Source organism: Actinomycetota bacterium (genome assembly GCA_005888325.1).
In the GTDB taxonomy this organism is placed as follows: Bacteria; Actinomycetota; Acidimicrobiia; order Acidimicrobiales; family AC-14; genus AC-14.
Genome location: VAWU01000059.1, coordinates 12,160 through 28,935, shown reverse-complemented (window position 1 = coordinate 28,935; position 16,776 = coordinate 12,160). Strand labels below are relative to the sequence as shown.

Genomic DNA, 16,776 nt, shown 5'->3' with positions numbered 1-16,776 from the left:
CGGGGGCAGATGTCGCTGGTGGAGCACCTCACGGAGCTCCGCCGCCGGCTCATCATCTCCGCGATCGCGGTCGTGGTGGGCGCCATCATCTGCTTCACGCTCTACCCGTTCATCCTCAACTTCCTCATCGGCCCCTACCAGGACGTCACCGGCAAGAAGAACCTCCAGGTCCTCGACCCGCTCGAGGCGTTCGCCACCCGACTGAAGATCGCCGGTTACGGCGGGATCTTCGTCGCCTCGCCGGTCGTGCTGTGGCAGTTGTGGCGGTTCATCACGCCCGGCCTGCACCCGAAGGAGAAGCGCTACGCCATCCCGTTCGTGATCGCGTCGATCGTGCTCTTCCTCTTCGGCGTGTTCGTGGCCATGCAGACGTTCCAGCCCGCCTTGCAGTTCCTCACCGGCGTCGGCGGCAACGACCTCAGCCCCAACTTCACCGCCTCGAAGTACCTGAGCTTCATCATGTTGATGTTCGTGGCATTCGGGGTGGCGTTCGAGTTCCCCATCCTCCTCGTAGCGCTCGAGCTGGCCGGCGTGCTCACGAGCCAGCGACTGCGGAAGTGGCGGCGGCCCGCGATCGTCGTGATCGTGTTCATCGCTGCAGTCATCACGCCCAGCCAGGATCCCTATTCGCTCTTCTTCATGGCGGTGCCGATGTACGTGTTCTACGAGGCCTCGATCCTCATCGGTCGCATCCTGAAGAAGTGACACGCGACGAGTTCGCGAAGGCGTACCCCTTCGGTCTCGACCCCTTCCAGGTGCAGGCGGTCGACGCGCTCGACGACGGGCGCTCGGTGCTCGTGGCGGCGCCAACGGGCTCGGGCAAGACCGTCGTGGCCGAGTACGCGGTGGCGAAGGCGCTCGACGAGGGGGGCAAGGCCTTCTACACCACGCCGCTGAAGGCGCTGTCGAACCAGAAGTACGGTGACCTGTGCCGGCGCCACGGCGGCGCCCGCGTCGGGCTGCTGACCGGCGACAACTCGATCAACGGCGACGCACCGGTGGTGGTCATGACCACCGAGGTGCTGCGCAACATGATCTACGCCGCCTCGCCCGCGCTCCGAGGTCTGCGCTACGTCGTCCTCGACGAGGTGCACTATCTGCAGGACGCCTACCGCGGCCCGGTGTGGGAAGAGGTGATCATCCACGCCCCCGCCCACGTCGACCTGGTGTGCCTGTCGGCGACGGTGTCGAACGCGGAGGACTTCGCGGATTGGATCGAGACCGTGCGCGGGTCGACCGCGGCCGTCATCGAGGAACGGCGCCCGGTCGAGCTGCACCATCTCTACATGGTCGGTGACCGGGGGTCCGACGACCTGCACCTGCTGCCGACGTTCGTCGACAACCGACCGAACCCGGCGGCGGCGCGTCTCGACGCTGCCACCGCGTCACCGAGGTTCCGTGGCGGCCGGCGGGGCCGGCTGCACACTCCTCGCCGGGCCGAGGTGATCGAACGGCTGCGTGACGAGTCGATGTTGCCCGCCATCTACTTCATCTTCAGCCGCGCCGCGTGCGACGACGCCGTGCGTCAATGCCTCCAGCAGGGTCTGCGCCTGACGACGCCCGAGGAGCGGACGGCGATCCGCGCCATCGCCGAGGCCAAGGTCGAGCCGCTCACCGACACCGACCTCGAGGTCCTCGAATACGCACACTGGCTGACGGGGCTGGAGGCGGGTCTCGCCGCCCACCACGCGGGGATGGTGCCTCCGTTCAAGGAGGCGGTCGAGGCGTGCTTCGCCGCCGGGTTGGTGAAGGCGGTGTTCGCGACCGAGACGCTGGCCCTCGGGATCAACATGCCCGCGCGTGCGGTGGTGATCGAGAAGCTGTCGAAGTTCACCGGCGAACGCCACGAGTTCCTCACACCGGGGGAGTACACCCAGCTCACCGGCCGGGCCGGCCGCCGCGGCATCGACGAAACCGGCTACGCGATCGTGCTGTGGTCGCCGTTCGTGCCGTTCGACCAGGTGGCAGGCCTCGCGTCGCGACGCACCTATGCGCTGTCGTCCTCCTTCCGCCCGACCTACAACATGGCGGCGAACCTGGTGCGCCGCTACCCGCCCGATGCGGCCCACCACTTGCTCAACCTCTCGTTCGCCCAGTACCGGGCCGATGCGGATGTCGTGCGGCTGGAGGCGCAGCTCGAGCGCACGCGGCGCGAGCTCGACACCGCGCGCCGCGACGCCGAGTGCGAGCGGGGCGACGTGTCCGCGTACCGCGCCCTGCTCGACGCGGTGGAAGCTGCGCCCGTGGCGCGAGGCGACACGAGGGCGCGCGTCGCCCAGTCGCTCGGGGCGCTCAAGCCGGGCGACGTGCTCGTGCTCCCCGGCGGCAAGTCGGGGGGACGGGTCGCGGTGCTGTCCACCAGCCATCGGGGAGGCGACGACGTGCGCGTCGCCGTCGTCACCCAGAAGGGCGCCTACCTCACGGTGTCGCCGCGCCACTTTCCCGCTCCACCCCGTGCCATCGGGCGGGTGGAGCTGCCCGTTCCCTACACCCCGCGCAACCGTGCCTTCCATCGTTCGGTGGCCGACGCGCTCAGCCGCGCCGAGCTTCGGTCGGAGGTCGTGGACGACGGTGTCGAGCACCTGTCGCGGCGCGACTCACGAACCGGGGGCGCGCTCGCCGAGCTCGGGGCCCATCCGGTCGCGGGGTGCCCCGACGTGCGCCGCCACGTGCGGGCCGCGGGCCGGGCCGAGCGGCTCGAGAAGGACCGGCGCCGGCTGGAGCGGCGCATCCGCGGGCGTACGGAGTCGCTGGCCCGACAGTTCGACCGGGTGCTGCGGGTGCTCGAGGCGTGGGGCTACGTGGACGACTGGACGCTCACGGAGACGGGTGGACAGCTGGCCCGGCTGTACCACGAGAGCGACCTGTTGGTGGCCGAGGCGCTGCGCGCCGGCCTGTTCGACGACCTCGACCCGGCCGCGGTGGCCGGGCTGGCCTCCACCTTCACGTATGAGGCGAGGGGCCCGGGCCCCGGCCCCCAGCCGTGGTTCCCGTCGGCGCCGGTCCGGCGGCGGTGGACCGAGCTCGAGCGCCTGGCAGGGGAGCTGAACCAGGCCGAGGACGAGGCCGGGCTCCCGCTCACCCGCCGGCCCGACGCGGGGTTCTTCGCGCCGGCCTACAGCTGGGCGGCGGGCGATGAGCTGGGCGAGGTGATCGCCGGCGACGAGATGTCGGGTGGCGACTTCGTCCGCAACGTGAAGCAGATCATCGACCTGTTGCGCCAGATCCGCACGGTCGCCCTCGAACCCGCGACCGCCGCGGCGGCGGGCGCCGCCGCCGACCGCCTGTTCCGCGGGGTCGTCGCCGCGTCGTCGGCCCTCGGCCCGGGAGGCCCCGTTCCGTGACGATCCGAAAGGGGGAGGCGTGGGGTCACCCGGGCGCGCTGCCCGAGGACGGGGTGGTGGTCTCGAGCGACCACGAGGCGGCCGACGTCATCGGTCGGGCGCGGCGGGAGGGCCGGCCGTACCCCGCGCTCGGCCTGGTGGGCGGCGATCTGTGCCGGACCCTGGGTGGCACGGCCGGCGCGCCGCGGCTCCGTACGAGCGAGACGGTCACCTTTCCCGTCGATCTCGGCGAGGTGCTCGTCGACGGCCGGCTGCACTTCTTCGTCGCGCACCTCGTGGCGCGCAACCGCTGGTGGACGCGTGCGTTCGTCGCCATGAACGCCCAGTGGGTGGGTGGGCTCAACCTCGGCCCGCGCGCCCACCCCGACGACGGCCTCCTCGACACCTACGACGCTCGCCTCGGCATCACCGACGTCCTCAAGGTGCGGGCCCGGGCCGGCGCGGGCGCCCACCTCCCGCACCCGGGCATCAAGGAGCGCCGCGTGCCCGCCGCCCAGGTGGGGTTCGACCGGCCCCTCACGGTGTGGCTCGACGGCGTGCGCCTGGGCCCCGCGCGCAGCCTCTCGGTGCGGGTCGAGGCCGACGCCTTGACCGTCGTCGTCTGAACAACCCACCATTCTCGGAACGATCCGCGTCCCTCTGACGACGCAAATCTTTCGGAGAACGGGTGGTGCGGCGCCATGGTCGATGTCGAGCTGGTCAAGCAGCGGGTGGCCGACGAGGTCGAGCGGCGGGCCGAAGTGCTCGTCGACGCGTCCCACGAGATCCACGGCCACCCCGAGCTTTGTTACGAGGAGCGCTTCGCCTGCGATCTGCTGGCGTCGCTGTGCGAGAGCGAGGGCCTGGCCGTCGAGCGGGGCGCCTACGGGCTCGAGACCGCGTTCGTGGCCCGGGCCGGCAACGGCGACGGCCCGACGGTCGCGGTGCTCTGTGAGTACGACGCCCTCCCCGGCATCGGCCACGCCTGCGGGCACAACATCATCGCCACCGCCGGCCTCGGCGCGGGACTGGCTGCAGCCGCGGTGGTCTCCGAGACCGGCGGGCGGTTGGTCGTCATGGGAACCCCGGCCGAGGAGGGGGGCGGGGGCAAGATCCTGATGGGCGACGCCGGCGCGTTCGACGGCGTCGATGCGGCGATGATGGTGCACCCGGCAGGGGTCGACCGCACCGAGATCCACGCCATCGCCATCGCCACCTGGGAGGTCGAGTACCGGGGCCAGGCCGCGCACGCGGCGGCGTTCCCGCAGCGGGGCCGAAACGCCCTCGACGCAGCCGTGCTCGGCTACAACGCGGTCGCGGCCCTCCGCCAGCACATCCGCCCGACCGAGCGGGTGCACGGCGTCTTCACGCGCGCGGGCGACAAGCCGAACATCGTGCCCGACCACACGGTGGCCGAGTGGTACGTGCGGTCCGACACCATCCGCACGCTGCAGCCGCTCAAGGCGCGGGTGCTCGCGTGCCTGGAGGCGGGCGCGGCGGCTGCGGGTTGTGAGATGACCTACCGGGCGACCTGTCCCGAGTACTCCGACCTGCACACGAACGCGGCCATGATCGACCTGTACCGGCGGAACAGCGAGCACGTCGGCCGTCCCCTGCGCGACCTCGACGCGAACGACGCGGTGGTCGGCAGCACCGACATGGGCAACGTGAGCTACCTGGTCCCGTCGATCCACCCCATGATCCGGGTGTCGCCACCGAACGTCTCCATCCATTCGCCCGAGTTCACGGGCTACGCGGCGGGCCCGGACGGTGACCGGGCGGTGCTCGACGGGGCCAAGGCGATGGCCATGACGGTGGTCGACCTGTGGCTCCGGCCCGACGCGATGGCCCAGGTACGGGAGGGTTTCGCAGCCGGCGCGGCGGTCCGCGACGGCTCCGGTCGCGAGCCGTAACCTCCCAATCGTGTCGCTGTTCGCCCGCGAAACCTTTACGTCGGACGAGGCCGGCGTGCTCCGGCCCTACTTCACCAACCTCGACCAGCCGGTCTTCGCGCTCGTCAACCTCCCGGAGGTCGTGAAGGGCGCGCTGTTCGCCCGCTACTCCCGGTCGCCGAAGAGCCTACGCCGGCTCTTCCTCGACGAGTTCGTGGGTGAGCTCGACACGAGCGGCGACGCGGGGGTCGACGCGACCGTCGGCCTCAAGCGGGCCGAGGAGCTCTACAACCGGGTCTTCCTCGAGTACGGCGACGACTCGGTCGCCCAGCTCGGCGGCGTGCACCTCGCGTGCGAGCAGGCGTCCAACCTGCTCACCAAGATCCTCGAGTGGGGCCGGCTGATGGCCTATCTCGAGCAGTCGACCCGCTACGTCGCCTACGACACTCGCCTGGGCGGGCGATACCGCTACCACCGTGATCCGCAGCTGCTCGCGTCCTCGCTGGGGACACGCTACGTGGGCGACCTCGACCGGCTCTTCGACACCTACGCGGCGCTCGTGCCGGTGCTGCAGGACTGGTTCCGGGAGCGTCACCCCAAGGACCGTTCCGACTCCGACTTCGTCTACCGGCAGTCGATACGGGCGAAGGCGTTCGACGCGCTCCGCGGCATCCTGCCCGCCGCCTCCGTGTCGAACGTGGGGATCTACGGCACCGGCCAGGCCTACGAGCAGCTCCTCCTCCGGATGCGCGCCCACCCGCTGCCCGAGGCCCGCACGTACTCGGCGCTCATGCTCACCGAGCTGCGCAAGGTCATCCCCTCGTTCCTCACGCGCGTCGACCGCCCGGAGCGCGGCGGCGCGTGGTCGACGTACCTCGAGTCGACCCGCGTGGCCATGGAGGACCTGGCCGCCGAGCTGTTCGCGGGCGACGAGCCGGAGCCGCGTCCTACGGTCACGCTCGTCGACTTCGATCCCGACGGCGAGGACAAGCTCCTCGCGGCGATGCTCTACGCGTACGTCGACCTCCCCGAGGACCAGGTACAGGCGCGGGTTCGGCGGTTGTCGGCCGAGGAGCGCGTCCACCTGGCCCGCACGTACTCGGGCGACCGGCAGAACCGGCGGCACAAGCCGGGACGGGCGCTGGAGCGACTCGCGTACCGCTTCGACGTCCTCTCCGACTACGGGGCGTTCCGCGACCTCCAGCGCCACCGCCTGCTCACCATCGAGTGGCAGCGGCTCACCCCGAGGAACGGCTACGACATGCCCCACGACGTCGCCGACGCCGGGTGCGCAGACCAGTTCGAGGGGGCGATGGCGCGGTCCGCTGCGCTGCACGACGCGCTCGCCGATCCCTTCCCGGAGCAGGCGGCCTACGCCGTGGCCCTGGCCTACCGGCTGCGCTACTCGATCCAGCTCAACGCCCGCTCGGCGATGCACATGCTCGAGCTCCGCACCCAGCCCGCGGGGCACCCGTCCTACCGTCGAGTGTGCCAGGAGATGCACCGCCTCATCGCCGAGCAGGCGGGTCACCCACTCGTCGCCGAGCTGATGGCCTTCGTCGACCACGACGCCTACGACCTCGAGCGCCTGGAGGGGGAGCGACGGGCGGAAGCCCGCCGCACCGGCCAGGCCTAGTGTTGCCTCTGTGGTTGCTGTTGCACGTGTTGTTGTTGTAGTGTCTTTGGCGCGGGCGGGGAACCGGCGATGGTCAGGTTTCTCGTTTGGAGGCATCTCTCGTGCAGGCACGGCCGACGGGGCCGTTCACCGCTCCGCACCTCAGGGTCCCGCACCTCAGGACACAGCTGAGAGGCCTCGCCGCGCTGCTCGTCGTGGGCGTGCTCGCCCTGGCCGGACAGGCGGCGACACAGACCTACGCGGTGCAGCGGGGCGACACGCTCTCGGCCATCGCCCGCCGCTTCGGCGTCAGCGTCGCCGACCTCGTCGCCGCGAACGGTCTCGCCGACCCGAACCACATCCGCTACGGCGCCGGCCTCGCGATCCCGGCCGCGGGCGCGGCGGCCAACGCGTCCGCGGCCGCGCCGCAGGCTGCGCCTGCGACCCACGTCGTGCAGCCGGGCGAGCACCTCAGTGGCATCGCGTCCAGCCACGGCACCACCGTCGAGGCGATCGCCGCGGCGAACGGGCTCCCGGACCCGAACTACGTGGTCGCGGGCTCGCGGCTCGTCCTGCCCGCGCCGCGGGCTCCGGTCGGCCAGGGGCCGAAGGACCTGCAGGCGCGGCCGGACCGCTTACGGCTCGCACCGCGGTTCGCCCATTGGGCGCGCGTCTACGGCGTGCCCGCCGACCTGATGAAGGCGATGGGTTGGTACGAGTCGGGCTGGCAGAACGACGTCGTCTCGGTCACGGGCGCGCGCGGCATCGGCCAGCTGATGCCGGCGACCGTCGTCTTCGTCAACGCGCAACTGCACACGAAGCTCGACCCGAGGCGGCCCGACGACAACATCCGCATGAGCACGCGCTTCATGCGGTCCCTGCTCGACGCGACCGGCGGACGCGTCGACCTCGCCCTCGCCGGCTACTACCAGGGCCTGACGCCGACCCTCGCAGGCAGGATCCTGGAGGAGACCAAACGCTACGTGGCCGGCGTGCTGTCGTTCCGCGCCTCGTTCTGACGAAACCCTCGACCGGTGCTCGACCCCGGTTTTTTCGCGGGCGTTGACCTGCAGCGACGCGCGACGAGGCTGTTCAGAGGGGTCGCATCGCGGGCGTCAGACGCTTGACACTCCCGCCCGCATCGCGGGATAACACACGAGTCCAACGACGCCCGGCTTCCTGTTGGGTGGACTCCGCGACAGCAGCGGAGGGGGCGGTCGACGGGCCACCGATGGGAATTCGGGGGACCAAGTAGAGAACGTCCCAATAACCCATGCGTTCATCACGGTCCGTCCCGGGCCTGCGATGGCGGGTCGGGCCAGCGGACGGTACCAACGCCCGGCCGCGATGACGCTCCGCGCCGGCTGTGGTGAAGCGCGCCGAGGGGTCCGTCGGTGTACCGCGTGCAGAGGGCTATGCTCCCCGCCTCGCACCCACGAGATCCCTTTCGCGATGGCTGACGACGACACCGACGACGAGTTCGAGGAAGCGCCCGAAGAGCCAGACGACATCGACGTCGCCGACCTCGAAGAGCTCGAGGACGACGACGAAGAGGTCCTCCTCGACGACGACGCGCTCGTGGACGACGACGCGCTCGTCGAGGTCGACGACGTCGTCGAGGTCGACGAGGCCATCGTCCCCACCAAGCCGGCGACATCGCCCCGCCGCGCCGCGGCCACCACCGACGACGACGAAGAAGAGGACGACGAGGACGACGAGCTCGATCCCGACGACGTCGAGGCCAGCCTCGACGTGATCCTCAAGGACCGCCTCGTGGTGGCCGATGAGGACGAGGACGAGGACGACGAGGTGCCGGACGCCGACGAGCGCGCCGAGGGGAGCACCAAGGTGCTCCCGAAGCGGCCCGACGAGTTCGTGTGCCAGTCCTGCTTCCTCGTGAAGCATCCGAGCCAGCTGGCCGATCCCGGGCCGGGCCGACGAGGCCTGAGTGGCCTATCGCGTCGTGCTCGTCGGCACCGACGGCTCGCCGCCCGCGATCGCGGCAGTCGACCAGGCGGCGCGGGTGGCGCTCGCGTTCGGGGCGCGCCTCGTCGTCGCGGGCTCCGACGGCGCCCACGTCCGCGCCGGCGTCGAGACGGCCGAGCGCGTCGGGGTGACCGACGTCCGCTCACGGACGCTCACCGGCGAGCCCGCCGACGCGTTGCGTTCCGCGGCCGAGGACGACCGGGCCGAGCTGCTGGTGGTCGGCGCCCAGGGAGCGACGGGCCCGCCCCACCTCCTGGGACACGTGGCCAACGCGGTGTCCCACCGCGCTCCGTGCGACCTGTTGATCGTCGTCCCGACGGGTTGACGGTCGATTTCCCTCGCGCGTCGGGGGTGGGCGAACATCGCGCGGTGAGCGACGAGAAATCGGCCGTCGAGCGGACCCTCGACCTGTTCGTCTTCGCGCCGCTGGGCTTGGCCTTCACGGCCCGGGACCTGGTGCCCAAGCTGGCCGAGGAGGGCCGCCAGGAGGTGCAGAAGCAGGTCAGGACCGCCCGCTTCGTCGGTGAGTTCGCGGTCCGGCGGCTGCGGCGCAGAGCCGACGCCGCCCTGGTCGAGCTGGGCCTCACTCCCGAGCAGCGCGGCAGGGGCGTTCGATCGACGGCACCGCCCAGCCGGTTCGATGGCTCGCCGGCTCCGTCGCACGCTGGCGGGGGCAACGGGCAGTCGGCGGTCGACCGCCGACCTCGACCCGATCCGAACGCGCTCGCCATCCCGGGCTACGACAGCCTGTCGGCGTCGCAGGTCGTCCAGCGCCTCACCGGGTTGTCCCGCCCCGAGCTCGAGGCCGTGCGCGCCTACGAGGAGGCGGGCCGAGGGCGCAAGACGATCCTGACGCGAGTGGCTCAGCTGCAAGCCGCCCCGGGCTGACCGTGGAGGAAGGCGTCCGCGACGCCACGCGTGACGACGTGCCTCGGCTCGTCGAGCTCGCTCGCGCCGCGATCCGGGAGTTGACGCGGATGAAGGGAGGGTCGGTGTGGGCGGCGAGAGAAGCACGCGCCGAGCCCATCGACGACGATCTGGTCGCCGCGATCGACGACCCGGCCCGCTGCGTGCTGGTCGGCACGATCGACGAGGTCCCGATCGGTTACGGCGTCGCGCACGTCGAGACGCTGACGGACCAATCGCACCTCGGAGTCGTCGACGACATCTTCGTCGAGGACGGGGCGCGCGGCATCGGTGTGGGGGAGCTGGTGATGGGGGAGCTGGTGAGCTGGTGCCGCGCCCAGGCGTGTTTCGGGATCGACGTGATGGCGCTGCCCGGACACCGCGCGGCCAAGAACTTCTTCGAGGAGTCGGGTTTCACGGCGCGCAAGATCGTCATGCACCACCGGCTCGGCGAACCGTGAGCACGCGGCCCGAGGTGTGCGTGGGCGCGGTGGCCGTCGACGACGACCGCCTGCTGCTGGTGCGGCGGGGGCACGGGCCGGCGGCGGGGGAGTGGTCGGTGCCCGGCGGCAGGGTGGAGCCCGGCGAGACCCTGATCGAGGCGGTGGTGCGTGAGCTGTGGGAGGAGACCGGTCTCGAGGGCGTGTGCGACCGCTTCGTGGGCTGGGTCGAGCGCATCGACGACGAGAACCACTTCGTGATCCTCGACTTCGCGGTCACCGTGCTCGACCCGGCCGCGGTGCCCGTCGCCGGTGACGACGCGGCGGAGGCGGCGTGGGTGCCGCTCACGGAGCTGGGCGACTACCGCGTCGTCGACGGGCTGGTGGAGTTCCTGCGCGACCACGCGATGGTCTGACGCGGGTCCCTCAGCGCCCCTTCCAGCGCGGCGGGCGCTTCTCGACGAACGCGAGTGGCCCTTCGCGGAAGTCCTCGGTGCGGACGACCGCGCCGATGGCCGCCCGGGTGATCTCCCAGCCTCGTTCGTCGCCCTCCCCGGCCGACTCGAGCACGACCTTCCGGGTCTGCCACACCGCGACCGGGGCGTTGGCGCAGATGCGCTCGGCCAGGGCCAGCGCCGCCTCGAGGGCCTCACCGGGCGGGACGAGCTGATTGACGAGGCCGTGCAGATGGGCGCGCTCCGCGTCGATCGGGTCGCCCGTGAGCGCGACCTCCAGTGCGATGTTGCGGGGCACCGCACGAGGCAGGCGGAAGAGACCCCCGGCCGCGGCGACGAGGGAGCGCTTGACCTCCGGCAGCCCGAAGCTCGCCTCTCGCGACGCGACGATGAGATCGCACGCGAGCGCGATCTCGCAGCCGCCCGCGAGCGCGAGCCCGTCGACGGCGGCGACCAGCGGCTTGCGTCGCTCGCGCCGCACGAGCCCCGCGAACCCGCCGCGCTCGGTCTCCATCTCCGCGATGCCACCCGTCGCGATCAGCTTGAGGTCGGCACCCGCGCTGAAGACCGGACCGGTCGCGGCGATGACGCCCGCCCACAGCTCGTCGTCCGCCTCGAGTCGGTCGATGCCCTCCTCGATCCCGTTGGCCACCGCGCCGTTCACCGCGTTGCGCGCCTCGGGGCGGTTGATGGTGAGGATGGCGACTCGACCGCGTGTCTCGTATCCGACCATGGCCGGGACCCTACGCGAATCCACCACGTGCGCGACGAGGACCGTTACCGTCGAGGTCACGCGTCCTCAACGCCATCCTTCGCCCCCGGGCCATCTGCAGTGCCCGTTCTGTCACGCCTATGAGGTGGGCCGGCTCTTCGTCGCACCCGGCCACCTCGACGCCTGCGAGTGCGTCTCGTGCGGGGCGTGTTGGGAGGAGGATGCGCACACCGGCAAGTACCGCGGGCGCTCGCGCCCGTCGTCGGTGTTCGTGCGCCGCCGCTGAGCGGCGTGCGAGTCTAGGCCGGCTCGGGGGGAGACGGCGGGGGAGCAGTGGCGGCCACGGGCGGTCGGGGTGGACGCGGCGGGCGAGGCGGCCGAGGCGGCCGGACCGGGCGCCCCGAGGCGCCGACGGCGGGCCGGTCGATGCCCAGCAGGGCCACGAGGGCCGGCACGCGCGGTGCCGCCTGGCGGGCCGCGGCGAGCAGCGCGTCGTCGCGTTCGGCCGGCAGCGACTGCGGCTGCACCGTCTTGCGCACGGGGGAGGACACCACCGCCTCCAGCACCGCCGCCCAGCGATCGGGGGCCACGTCCGCGGCCATCGCCGCGCCGGCCGCGTCGGTGAGACGGGTCGCGAGCTCGGCCGGGAACGTGGTGCCGGGCTCGGGCGGGCGCCCGGAGGTGCGCAGGGCCCGGACGACGCGACCCTCGTCGAGCGACTGCGTGATCTCGGCGAGCCAGGTGGTGCGTTGGTCGTCGCTCCTGCGTTGCAACGCGTCGCGCAGCGTCGAGGCGAGGGCGCGGGAGGCGTCGTCGCGCGCCACGCTCTCGGAGCCGGTGACCACGGCTCGCAGGTCTCGCAGGGCGATGTCGTCGACGCTGCCGACGGCCGCCTCGGCCCGGTCGCGCCACTCCGCGGCCCGCAGGCGGGGGAGCAACTCCTCGGCCATCGCCAGCAGCGCGTCCGCCTTGATGGTGGGCTCGCCCGCCGCCCGGGCCTGGGTGTTCTGGTCGAGCACGGCCTGGCGCACCGCGGGGAGTCCGCCGCGCAGCACCTGCTCGGCCACCGGTCGTTGCTCGGGCGCGAGCGCCGCGAGCACCTCATCGCGGTGCACGCGTTTGGGCTGCAGGCGCTTGGGTCGGGGCGTCGGCTCGGGATGGGCCGCGGGACGGGATGACCGCTCGCCGCCCACCGGGCGGGTCGGTCGGTCGCGGACGCTGCGATCGCTGCGGTCAGGGCGGTCGCCGCCAGCGGGGCGGCCCGCTCGCTCGGGTCGGGCCGGTCGGCCGGGTCGCTCGCGTTGCTCCGGTCGCGCGGCCGCGTCGGCGCCGCGTTCGGCTGTGCGTCGCCGGCGCTCACCGTCGCGATCGCGGTCGCGACGCCGCTCGTCGTCACGACGCGGGCGCCGGTCGTCGCTGCGCTCGCGCTTCGGCACCAGGCTCGACGTCACGGTCGCCGCCTCGCGGGGCGGTCCGATGACCTCGAGGCGCTCGGGCTCGCTGCGGGCCGACTTGGGCGGCACCACCGAGGTCACGAGGATGCGGTCGATCTCGAACTCGGCCTCGGCGCGGACGACGTCGCCCACGCGGGCGCCTTCGTAGAGGATGGCGGCGTCGAGCACACCCTTGGGTTGCCTCGCACCGGCCGCCCGCCACGTCCACGTGTCGTCGTCACGGGCGCTCGTCAGCTCGATGTCGATGCGACGTGCCATCCCCGGTCCAAGCTAGCGTCCTCACCGGACAGCGGTGGGCGAGCGCGCCGCCCCGTCGCCCTGTACGCGCACGGCTGAACGCCGATAATGCCCGTTATGTAAAGTCGACAAGGCAGCAAGCTACGTACGAGTGACGGCCGCGCGCCGCGGTCGGTCAACGGGTGGGCGCTACCATCGCCGGGTTGCGTACGCGCCTGTCACTCGCACCCGCATGGGTGCCGCCGGCCGCCGTCGCCGTCGGCGCGACGCTCGCTTGCGTGGTGCTGGCGACACTCGATCCCCGCAAGGAGGGGTTCTACCCGCGCTGTCCTTTCCGCGCGGTCACCGGCCGGGCGTGCGCAGGGTGCGGCGTCACCCGTGGCCTGCACGAGCTGCTCACCGGGCACCCGATGGCGGCCCTGCGGCTGAACCTGCTCCTCGTCGTCCTCGTCCCGGCCACGCTGTACGGGTACGCGGCATGGGCGCTCCCCCGCTGGCGGGGCCCGAAGCTGCGGACCTTCACGCTCACGCAACGCAACATCGTGGGCGGCATCGCCGTGCTGCTGCTCTTCACGCTGCTGCGCAACCTGCCGTGGGAGCCGTTCCGCAGCTACTCGTCGCTGAGCTGACGCACTGAAGGAAAAGAGGGCGCCGTCGCGACGGCGCCCTCTTTCGCGTGCTCGTCTTCGACCTACGCGGGCGGCGTGAAGCTGAAGTTCTGCTTGGGGACGACGATGACGACCGTCTTGAACACCTTGTCGACCAGGCGCTGCTTCTTCGGGTCCCAGAGAGGGAACAGCGCGTCGATGAGGTTGGCGATGCAGTAGGTCAGGACGCCGACGATCGTGATGAAGTAGCGGCCCAGCGCGACACCGACGCCGACCGGCTGCAGGGTCGTCTCCGAGACGAGCTTGGTGCCGACGAGGCGCTTGCCGGGCGTCTGGCCGGTCTCGCCCTGCTGCATGTTGATGAAGATCGCGTAGCCGAGGGGGATGATGCCCACGAGCAGGCTCAGGATGAACGACTGCACGGCCGCCTGGATGATGCCGACCAGGATGCTCGGTGCCACGTAGTCGATGAGGGCGGCGAGCACCCGCATCGGCCATTCCGCCAGCTCCGGGCCCTGCCACGCGCCGGATCCCACGGCCCCGCCGTACCCGCTCGCGCCGTAGGACGGCGGCGGGGGCGGGGGCGGCGGGGGCGGGGGTGGTGGTGGGGTCGAGCCCAGCCCCGGGTCAGGGGGAGGGGTGGGGGGGATGTCGGTCACGGCGACTCCTTGGTTTGGGAAGCGCTGATCGGCGGCGCTGTCGGTCCGGAAGCTCGGAGGTCGGAAGCTCCGTAGGCGTGAAGCGCGTCTCGGGAACGAGGCCCGCCGTCGAGCCGAGTAGCCCTTGGCGCGGAACGGTAGCATCGCCCCCACTGAGGGTCACGGATTCGCTCGGGTCCGTACCTCGTAAGATCAGCGCGCTCATCACCGCCCGGAGGTCGTCGACCGATGCCCGACTCACCCGCTCCCACCCTGACGCCGCCGACGTTCGCCTCGGTGCACGACGAGCGCCTGCACCGCAAGCAGCGCCTGGCCGCCGCGTTCCGGCTCTTCTCCCGCTTCGGGTTCGACGAGGGCGTCGCCGGCCACATCACCGCCCGCGACCCCGAGCACCTCGACCACTTCTGGGTCAACCCGTTCGGCATGCATTTCGGCCACATCCGGGTCTCCGACCTCATCCTGGTGAACGACCGCGGCGACGTCGTCGAGGGCGACCACTTCGTCAACACGGCCGCCTTCGCCATCCACTCGCAGGTGCACGCGGCTCGCCCCGACGTCATCGCCGCGGCCCACGCCCACTCCGTGTACGGCAAGACCTGGTCGTCACTGGGGCGGCTGCTCGACCCCATCACCCAGGACGTGTGCGCGTTCTACGGAGACCACTCGCTCTTCGACGACTACACCGGTGTCGTGCTCGACCTCGAGGAAGGGAAGCGCATCGCCCACGCGCTCGGTGAGAGCAAGGCGGTGATCCTGCGCAACCACGGGTTGCTCACCGTCGGGCAGACCGTCGACGAAGCCGCCTGGTGGTTCATCACGATGGAGCGCTCCTGCCAGGCGCAGCTCATGGCCGAGGCGGCGGGCACCCCGGTGCTCATCGACCGCGAGAACGCGGCGCGCACCGCGGGCCAGGTGGGCATGCACGCGGCCGGCTGGTTGAGCTTCCAGCCGCTCTACGCCCGGATCGTCCGCGAGCAGCCCGACCTGCTCGACTGACCGTGCGCTCCCCCGTCGGGCCCTGACGTCGTGACGCTCCCGCACGGCCTCGACTGGCCGCTCCGCTTCGGCATCTTCCTCGCGCCGTTCCACCCCACGGGCCAGAACCCCACCCTCGCCCTCGACCGCGATCTCGAGCTCGTCCAGCGGCTCGACGCGCTCGGCTTCGACGAGGCGTGGATCGGTGAGCACCACTCCGCCGGCTACGAGCTCATCGCGTCGCCCGAGGTGTTCATCGCGGTGGCGGCGGAGCGCACCCGCCGCATCAAGCTCGGTACCGGCGTGAGCTCGCTCCCCTACCACCACCCACTCCTGCTCGCCGACCGCATGGTGCTGCTCGACCACCTCACGCGCGGCCGCGTCATGCTCGGCGTCGGCCCCGGTCAGCTCACCTCGGATGCGCACATGCTCGGCATCGAGCCCCTCCGGCAACGGCCGATGATGGAGGAGAGCCTCGAGGCCATCGTCGCGCTGCTCGCGGCCGACGAGCCGGTGACCCGCCACGCGGGCTGGTTCACCCTGCAGGACGCGCGGCTCCAGCTGCGCCCCTACAGCCACCCCTGCTTCGACATCGCCGTGGCGGCCACGATCTCGCCGTCGGGGCCGCGGGCGGCGGGGCGCTTCGGCCTCGGGCTGTTGTCGATCGCCGCGACGCAGCAGCAGGCCTTCGACCTGCTCGGCGGGCACTGGCAGGTGATGGAGGAACGGGCGGCCGAGTTCGGCGCCGTGGTGGACCGCCGCAGATGGCGGCTCGTCGGCCCCGTGCACCTCGCCGACACCGAGGAGCAGGCCCGGCGCGACGTGCGCTTCGGTCTGGAGGACTTCGGTCGCTACTTCCGGCACATCCTGCCGGTGGACCCGACCGGCGGCGCGGATGACTTCGACGGCATGCTCGACTTCCTCACGGCCACCGGGTTCGCGGTCGTGGGGACGCCCGACATGGCCGTCGCCCAGCTCGAGCGCCTGGTCAAGCAGTCGGGGGGCTTCGGCACCTTCCTCGTGTTCGCCCACGAGTGGGCCGACCGCGAGGCGACCCTCCGCTCCTACGAGCTGTTCGCCCGTTCCGTCATGCCCCACTTCCAGGGCTCGCTCGCGGGCCCGGAGGCGTCGGGCGAGTGGGTCAGGGCCAGCGGCGGTCGGTTCGTGCAGGCCGCCGCCAACGCCATCGGCCAGGCCATGAGTGATCACCAGCAGGAGCAGGCGGCGCGCGCCGCGCCAACGTGATCCCGACTCGGTCGTCGACGCGCGAGATCGCGCGTCGCGTCCGCGCCGATCACTCCTGGTGAGTCACAAGCCGTAGGTCACAACGGTTGGTCGCGAGCGCGGCAATCCCGGCGCGTTCTCGGGAGTCTCCCACGGGCCTTCGTGCTCGACGCGGATGGTGGCCGCCGCGTCCACGTCGGGCCCGTCGATGGTACCCGGGCGACCCACGTTGGCCATGGGTCACTTTGCCGACATTCCGCGCACGCTCGGCCCATGGGGCGCGGCGATGC

General features: G+C 71.9%; 16 protein-coding genes and 1 pseudogene. 14 read left to right on the top strand and 3 right to left on the bottom strand.

From position 1 onward, the window contains the following. The 10 genes and pseudogenes from tatC to E6G06_17145 all read left to right on the top strand — a co-directional run. A partial coding sequence (gene tatC / locus E6G06_17190; protein TML87861.1) for a twin-arginine translocase subunit TatC occupies nucleotides 1-705 on the top strand: 705 nt, incomplete at its 5' end. Beyond that, complete coding sequence (locus E6G06_17185) at nucleotides 702-3,344, top strand: DEAD/DEAH box helicase (GenBank protein TML87860.1); 2,643 nt, start codon at nucleotides 702-704, stop codon at nucleotides 3,342-3,344. The genes tatC and E6G06_17185, both read left to right, overlap by 4 nt. After that, on the top strand, nucleotides 3,341-3,949 hold the full coding sequence (locus tag E6G06_17180) for a hypothetical protein (protein ID TML87859.1): 609 nt from the start codon (nucleotides 3,341-3,343) through the stop codon (nucleotides 3,947-3,949). The genes E6G06_17185 and E6G06_17180 overlap by 4 nt, the downstream gene beginning before the upstream one ends. 75 nt (nucleotides 3,950-4,024) lie before the next feature. Continuing rightward, nucleotides 4,025-5,236: a M20 family metallopeptidase gene (locus tag E6G06_17175; GenBank protein ID TML87858.1), complete on the top strand. Its 1,212-nt coding sequence runs from the start codon at nucleotides 4,025-4,027 to the stop codon at nucleotides 5,234-5,236. Nucleotides 5,237-5,252: 16 nt separating this feature from the next. Further along, nucleotides 5,253-6,851 carry a thymidylate synthase gene (locus E6G06_17170; protein TML87862.1) on the top strand — a complete coding sequence of 533 codons (1,599 nt, stop codon included), beginning with the start codon at nucleotides 5,253-5,255 and terminating at the stop codon, nucleotides 6,849-6,851. A gap of 86 nt (nucleotides 6,852-6,937) precedes the next feature. Beyond that, nucleotides 6,938-7,849 carry a LysM peptidoglycan-binding domain-containing protein gene (locus tag E6G06_17165; GenBank protein TML87857.1) on the top strand — a complete coding sequence of 304 codons (912 nt, stop codon included), beginning with the start codon at nucleotides 6,938-6,940 and terminating at the stop codon, nucleotides 7,847-7,849. Between the two features lie 286 nt (nucleotides 7,850-8,135). Beyond that, a pseudogene (locus E6G06_17160) lies at nucleotides 8,136-8,696 on the top strand (hypothetical protein). An 82-nt stretch (nucleotides 8,697-8,778) separates the two neighbouring features. Beyond that, the gene (locus E6G06_17155; GenBank protein ID TML87856.1) at nucleotides 8,779-9,141 is read left to right on the top strand and encodes a universal stress protein; all 363 of its coding nucleotides are present in this window, start codon (nucleotides 8,779-8,781) and stop codon (nucleotides 9,139-9,141) included. Between the two features lie 565 nt (nucleotides 9,142-9,706). Next, complete coding sequence (locus E6G06_17150; GenBank protein TML87855.1) at nucleotides 9,707-10,183, top strand: GNAT family N-acetyltransferase; 477 nt, start codon at nucleotides 9,707-9,709, stop codon at nucleotides 10,181-10,183. After that, complete coding sequence (locus E6G06_17145) at nucleotides 10,180-10,578, top strand: NUDIX domain-containing protein (GenBank protein ID TML87854.1); 399 nt, start codon at nucleotides 10,180-10,182, stop codon at nucleotides 10,576-10,578. Before E6G06_17150 ends, E6G06_17145 begins: the two co-directional genes overlap by 4 nt. A gap of 10 nt (nucleotides 10,579-10,588) precedes the next feature. On the opposite strand, the gene E6G06_17140 is transcribed toward E6G06_17145, so the two are convergent. Then, nucleotides 10,589-11,350 (bottom strand): crotonase/enoyl-CoA hydratase family protein, encoded by a 762-nt coding sequence (locus E6G06_17140; GenBank protein ID TML87853.1) that lies wholly within the window; start codon nucleotides 11,348-11,350, stop codon nucleotides 10,589-10,591. On the opposite strand from E6G06_17140, the gene E6G06_17135 reads away from it, so the two are divergent. Then, nucleotides 11,349-11,615, top strand: a complete 267-nt coding sequence (locus tag E6G06_17135; protein TML87852.1) for a hypothetical protein — start codon at nucleotides 11,349-11,351, stop codon at nucleotides 11,613-11,615. The genes E6G06_17140 and E6G06_17135 overlap by 2 nt on opposite strands. A 13-nt stretch (nucleotides 11,616-11,628) precedes the next feature. Here E6G06_17135 and E6G06_17130 read toward each other — a convergent pair whose 3' ends face one another. Next, nucleotides 11,629-13,041, bottom strand: coding sequence for a hypothetical protein (locus tag E6G06_17130; GenBank protein ID TML87851.1), 1,413 nt, complete (start codon nucleotides 13,039-13,041; stop codon nucleotides 11,629-11,631). 161 nt (nucleotides 13,042-13,202) lie between these two features. Here E6G06_17130 and E6G06_17125 point away from each other — a divergent pair, with 161 nt between their 5' ends. Continuing rightward, complete coding sequence (locus E6G06_17125; protein TML87850.1) at nucleotides 13,203-13,649, top strand: DUF2752 domain-containing protein; 447 nt, start codon at nucleotides 13,203-13,205, stop codon at nucleotides 13,647-13,649. Between the two features lie 62 nt (nucleotides 13,650-13,711). Here E6G06_17125 and E6G06_17120 read toward each other — a convergent pair whose 3' ends face one another. Next, nucleotides 13,712-14,431, bottom strand: a complete 720-nt coding sequence (locus E6G06_17120; GenBank protein ID TML87849.1) for an RDD family protein — start codon at nucleotides 14,429-14,431, stop codon at nucleotides 13,712-13,714. Between the two features lie 84 nt (nucleotides 14,432-14,515). Here E6G06_17120 and E6G06_17115 point away from each other — a divergent pair, with 84 nt between their 5' ends. Both E6G06_17115 and E6G06_17110 read left to right on the top strand, forming a co-directional pair. After that, nucleotides 14,516-15,283, top strand: a complete 768-nt coding sequence (locus E6G06_17115; GenBank protein ID TML87848.1) for a class II aldolase/adducin family protein — start codon at nucleotides 14,516-14,518, stop codon at nucleotides 15,281-15,283. A 30-nt stretch (nucleotides 15,284-15,313) separates the two neighbouring features. Then, entirely contained in the window at nucleotides 15,314-16,507 is a 1,194-nt protein-coding gene (locus tag E6G06_17110) for an LLM class flavin-dependent oxidoreductase (GenBank protein ID TML87847.1), read from the top strand. Nucleotides 16,508-16,776: the final 269 nt, after the last annotated feature.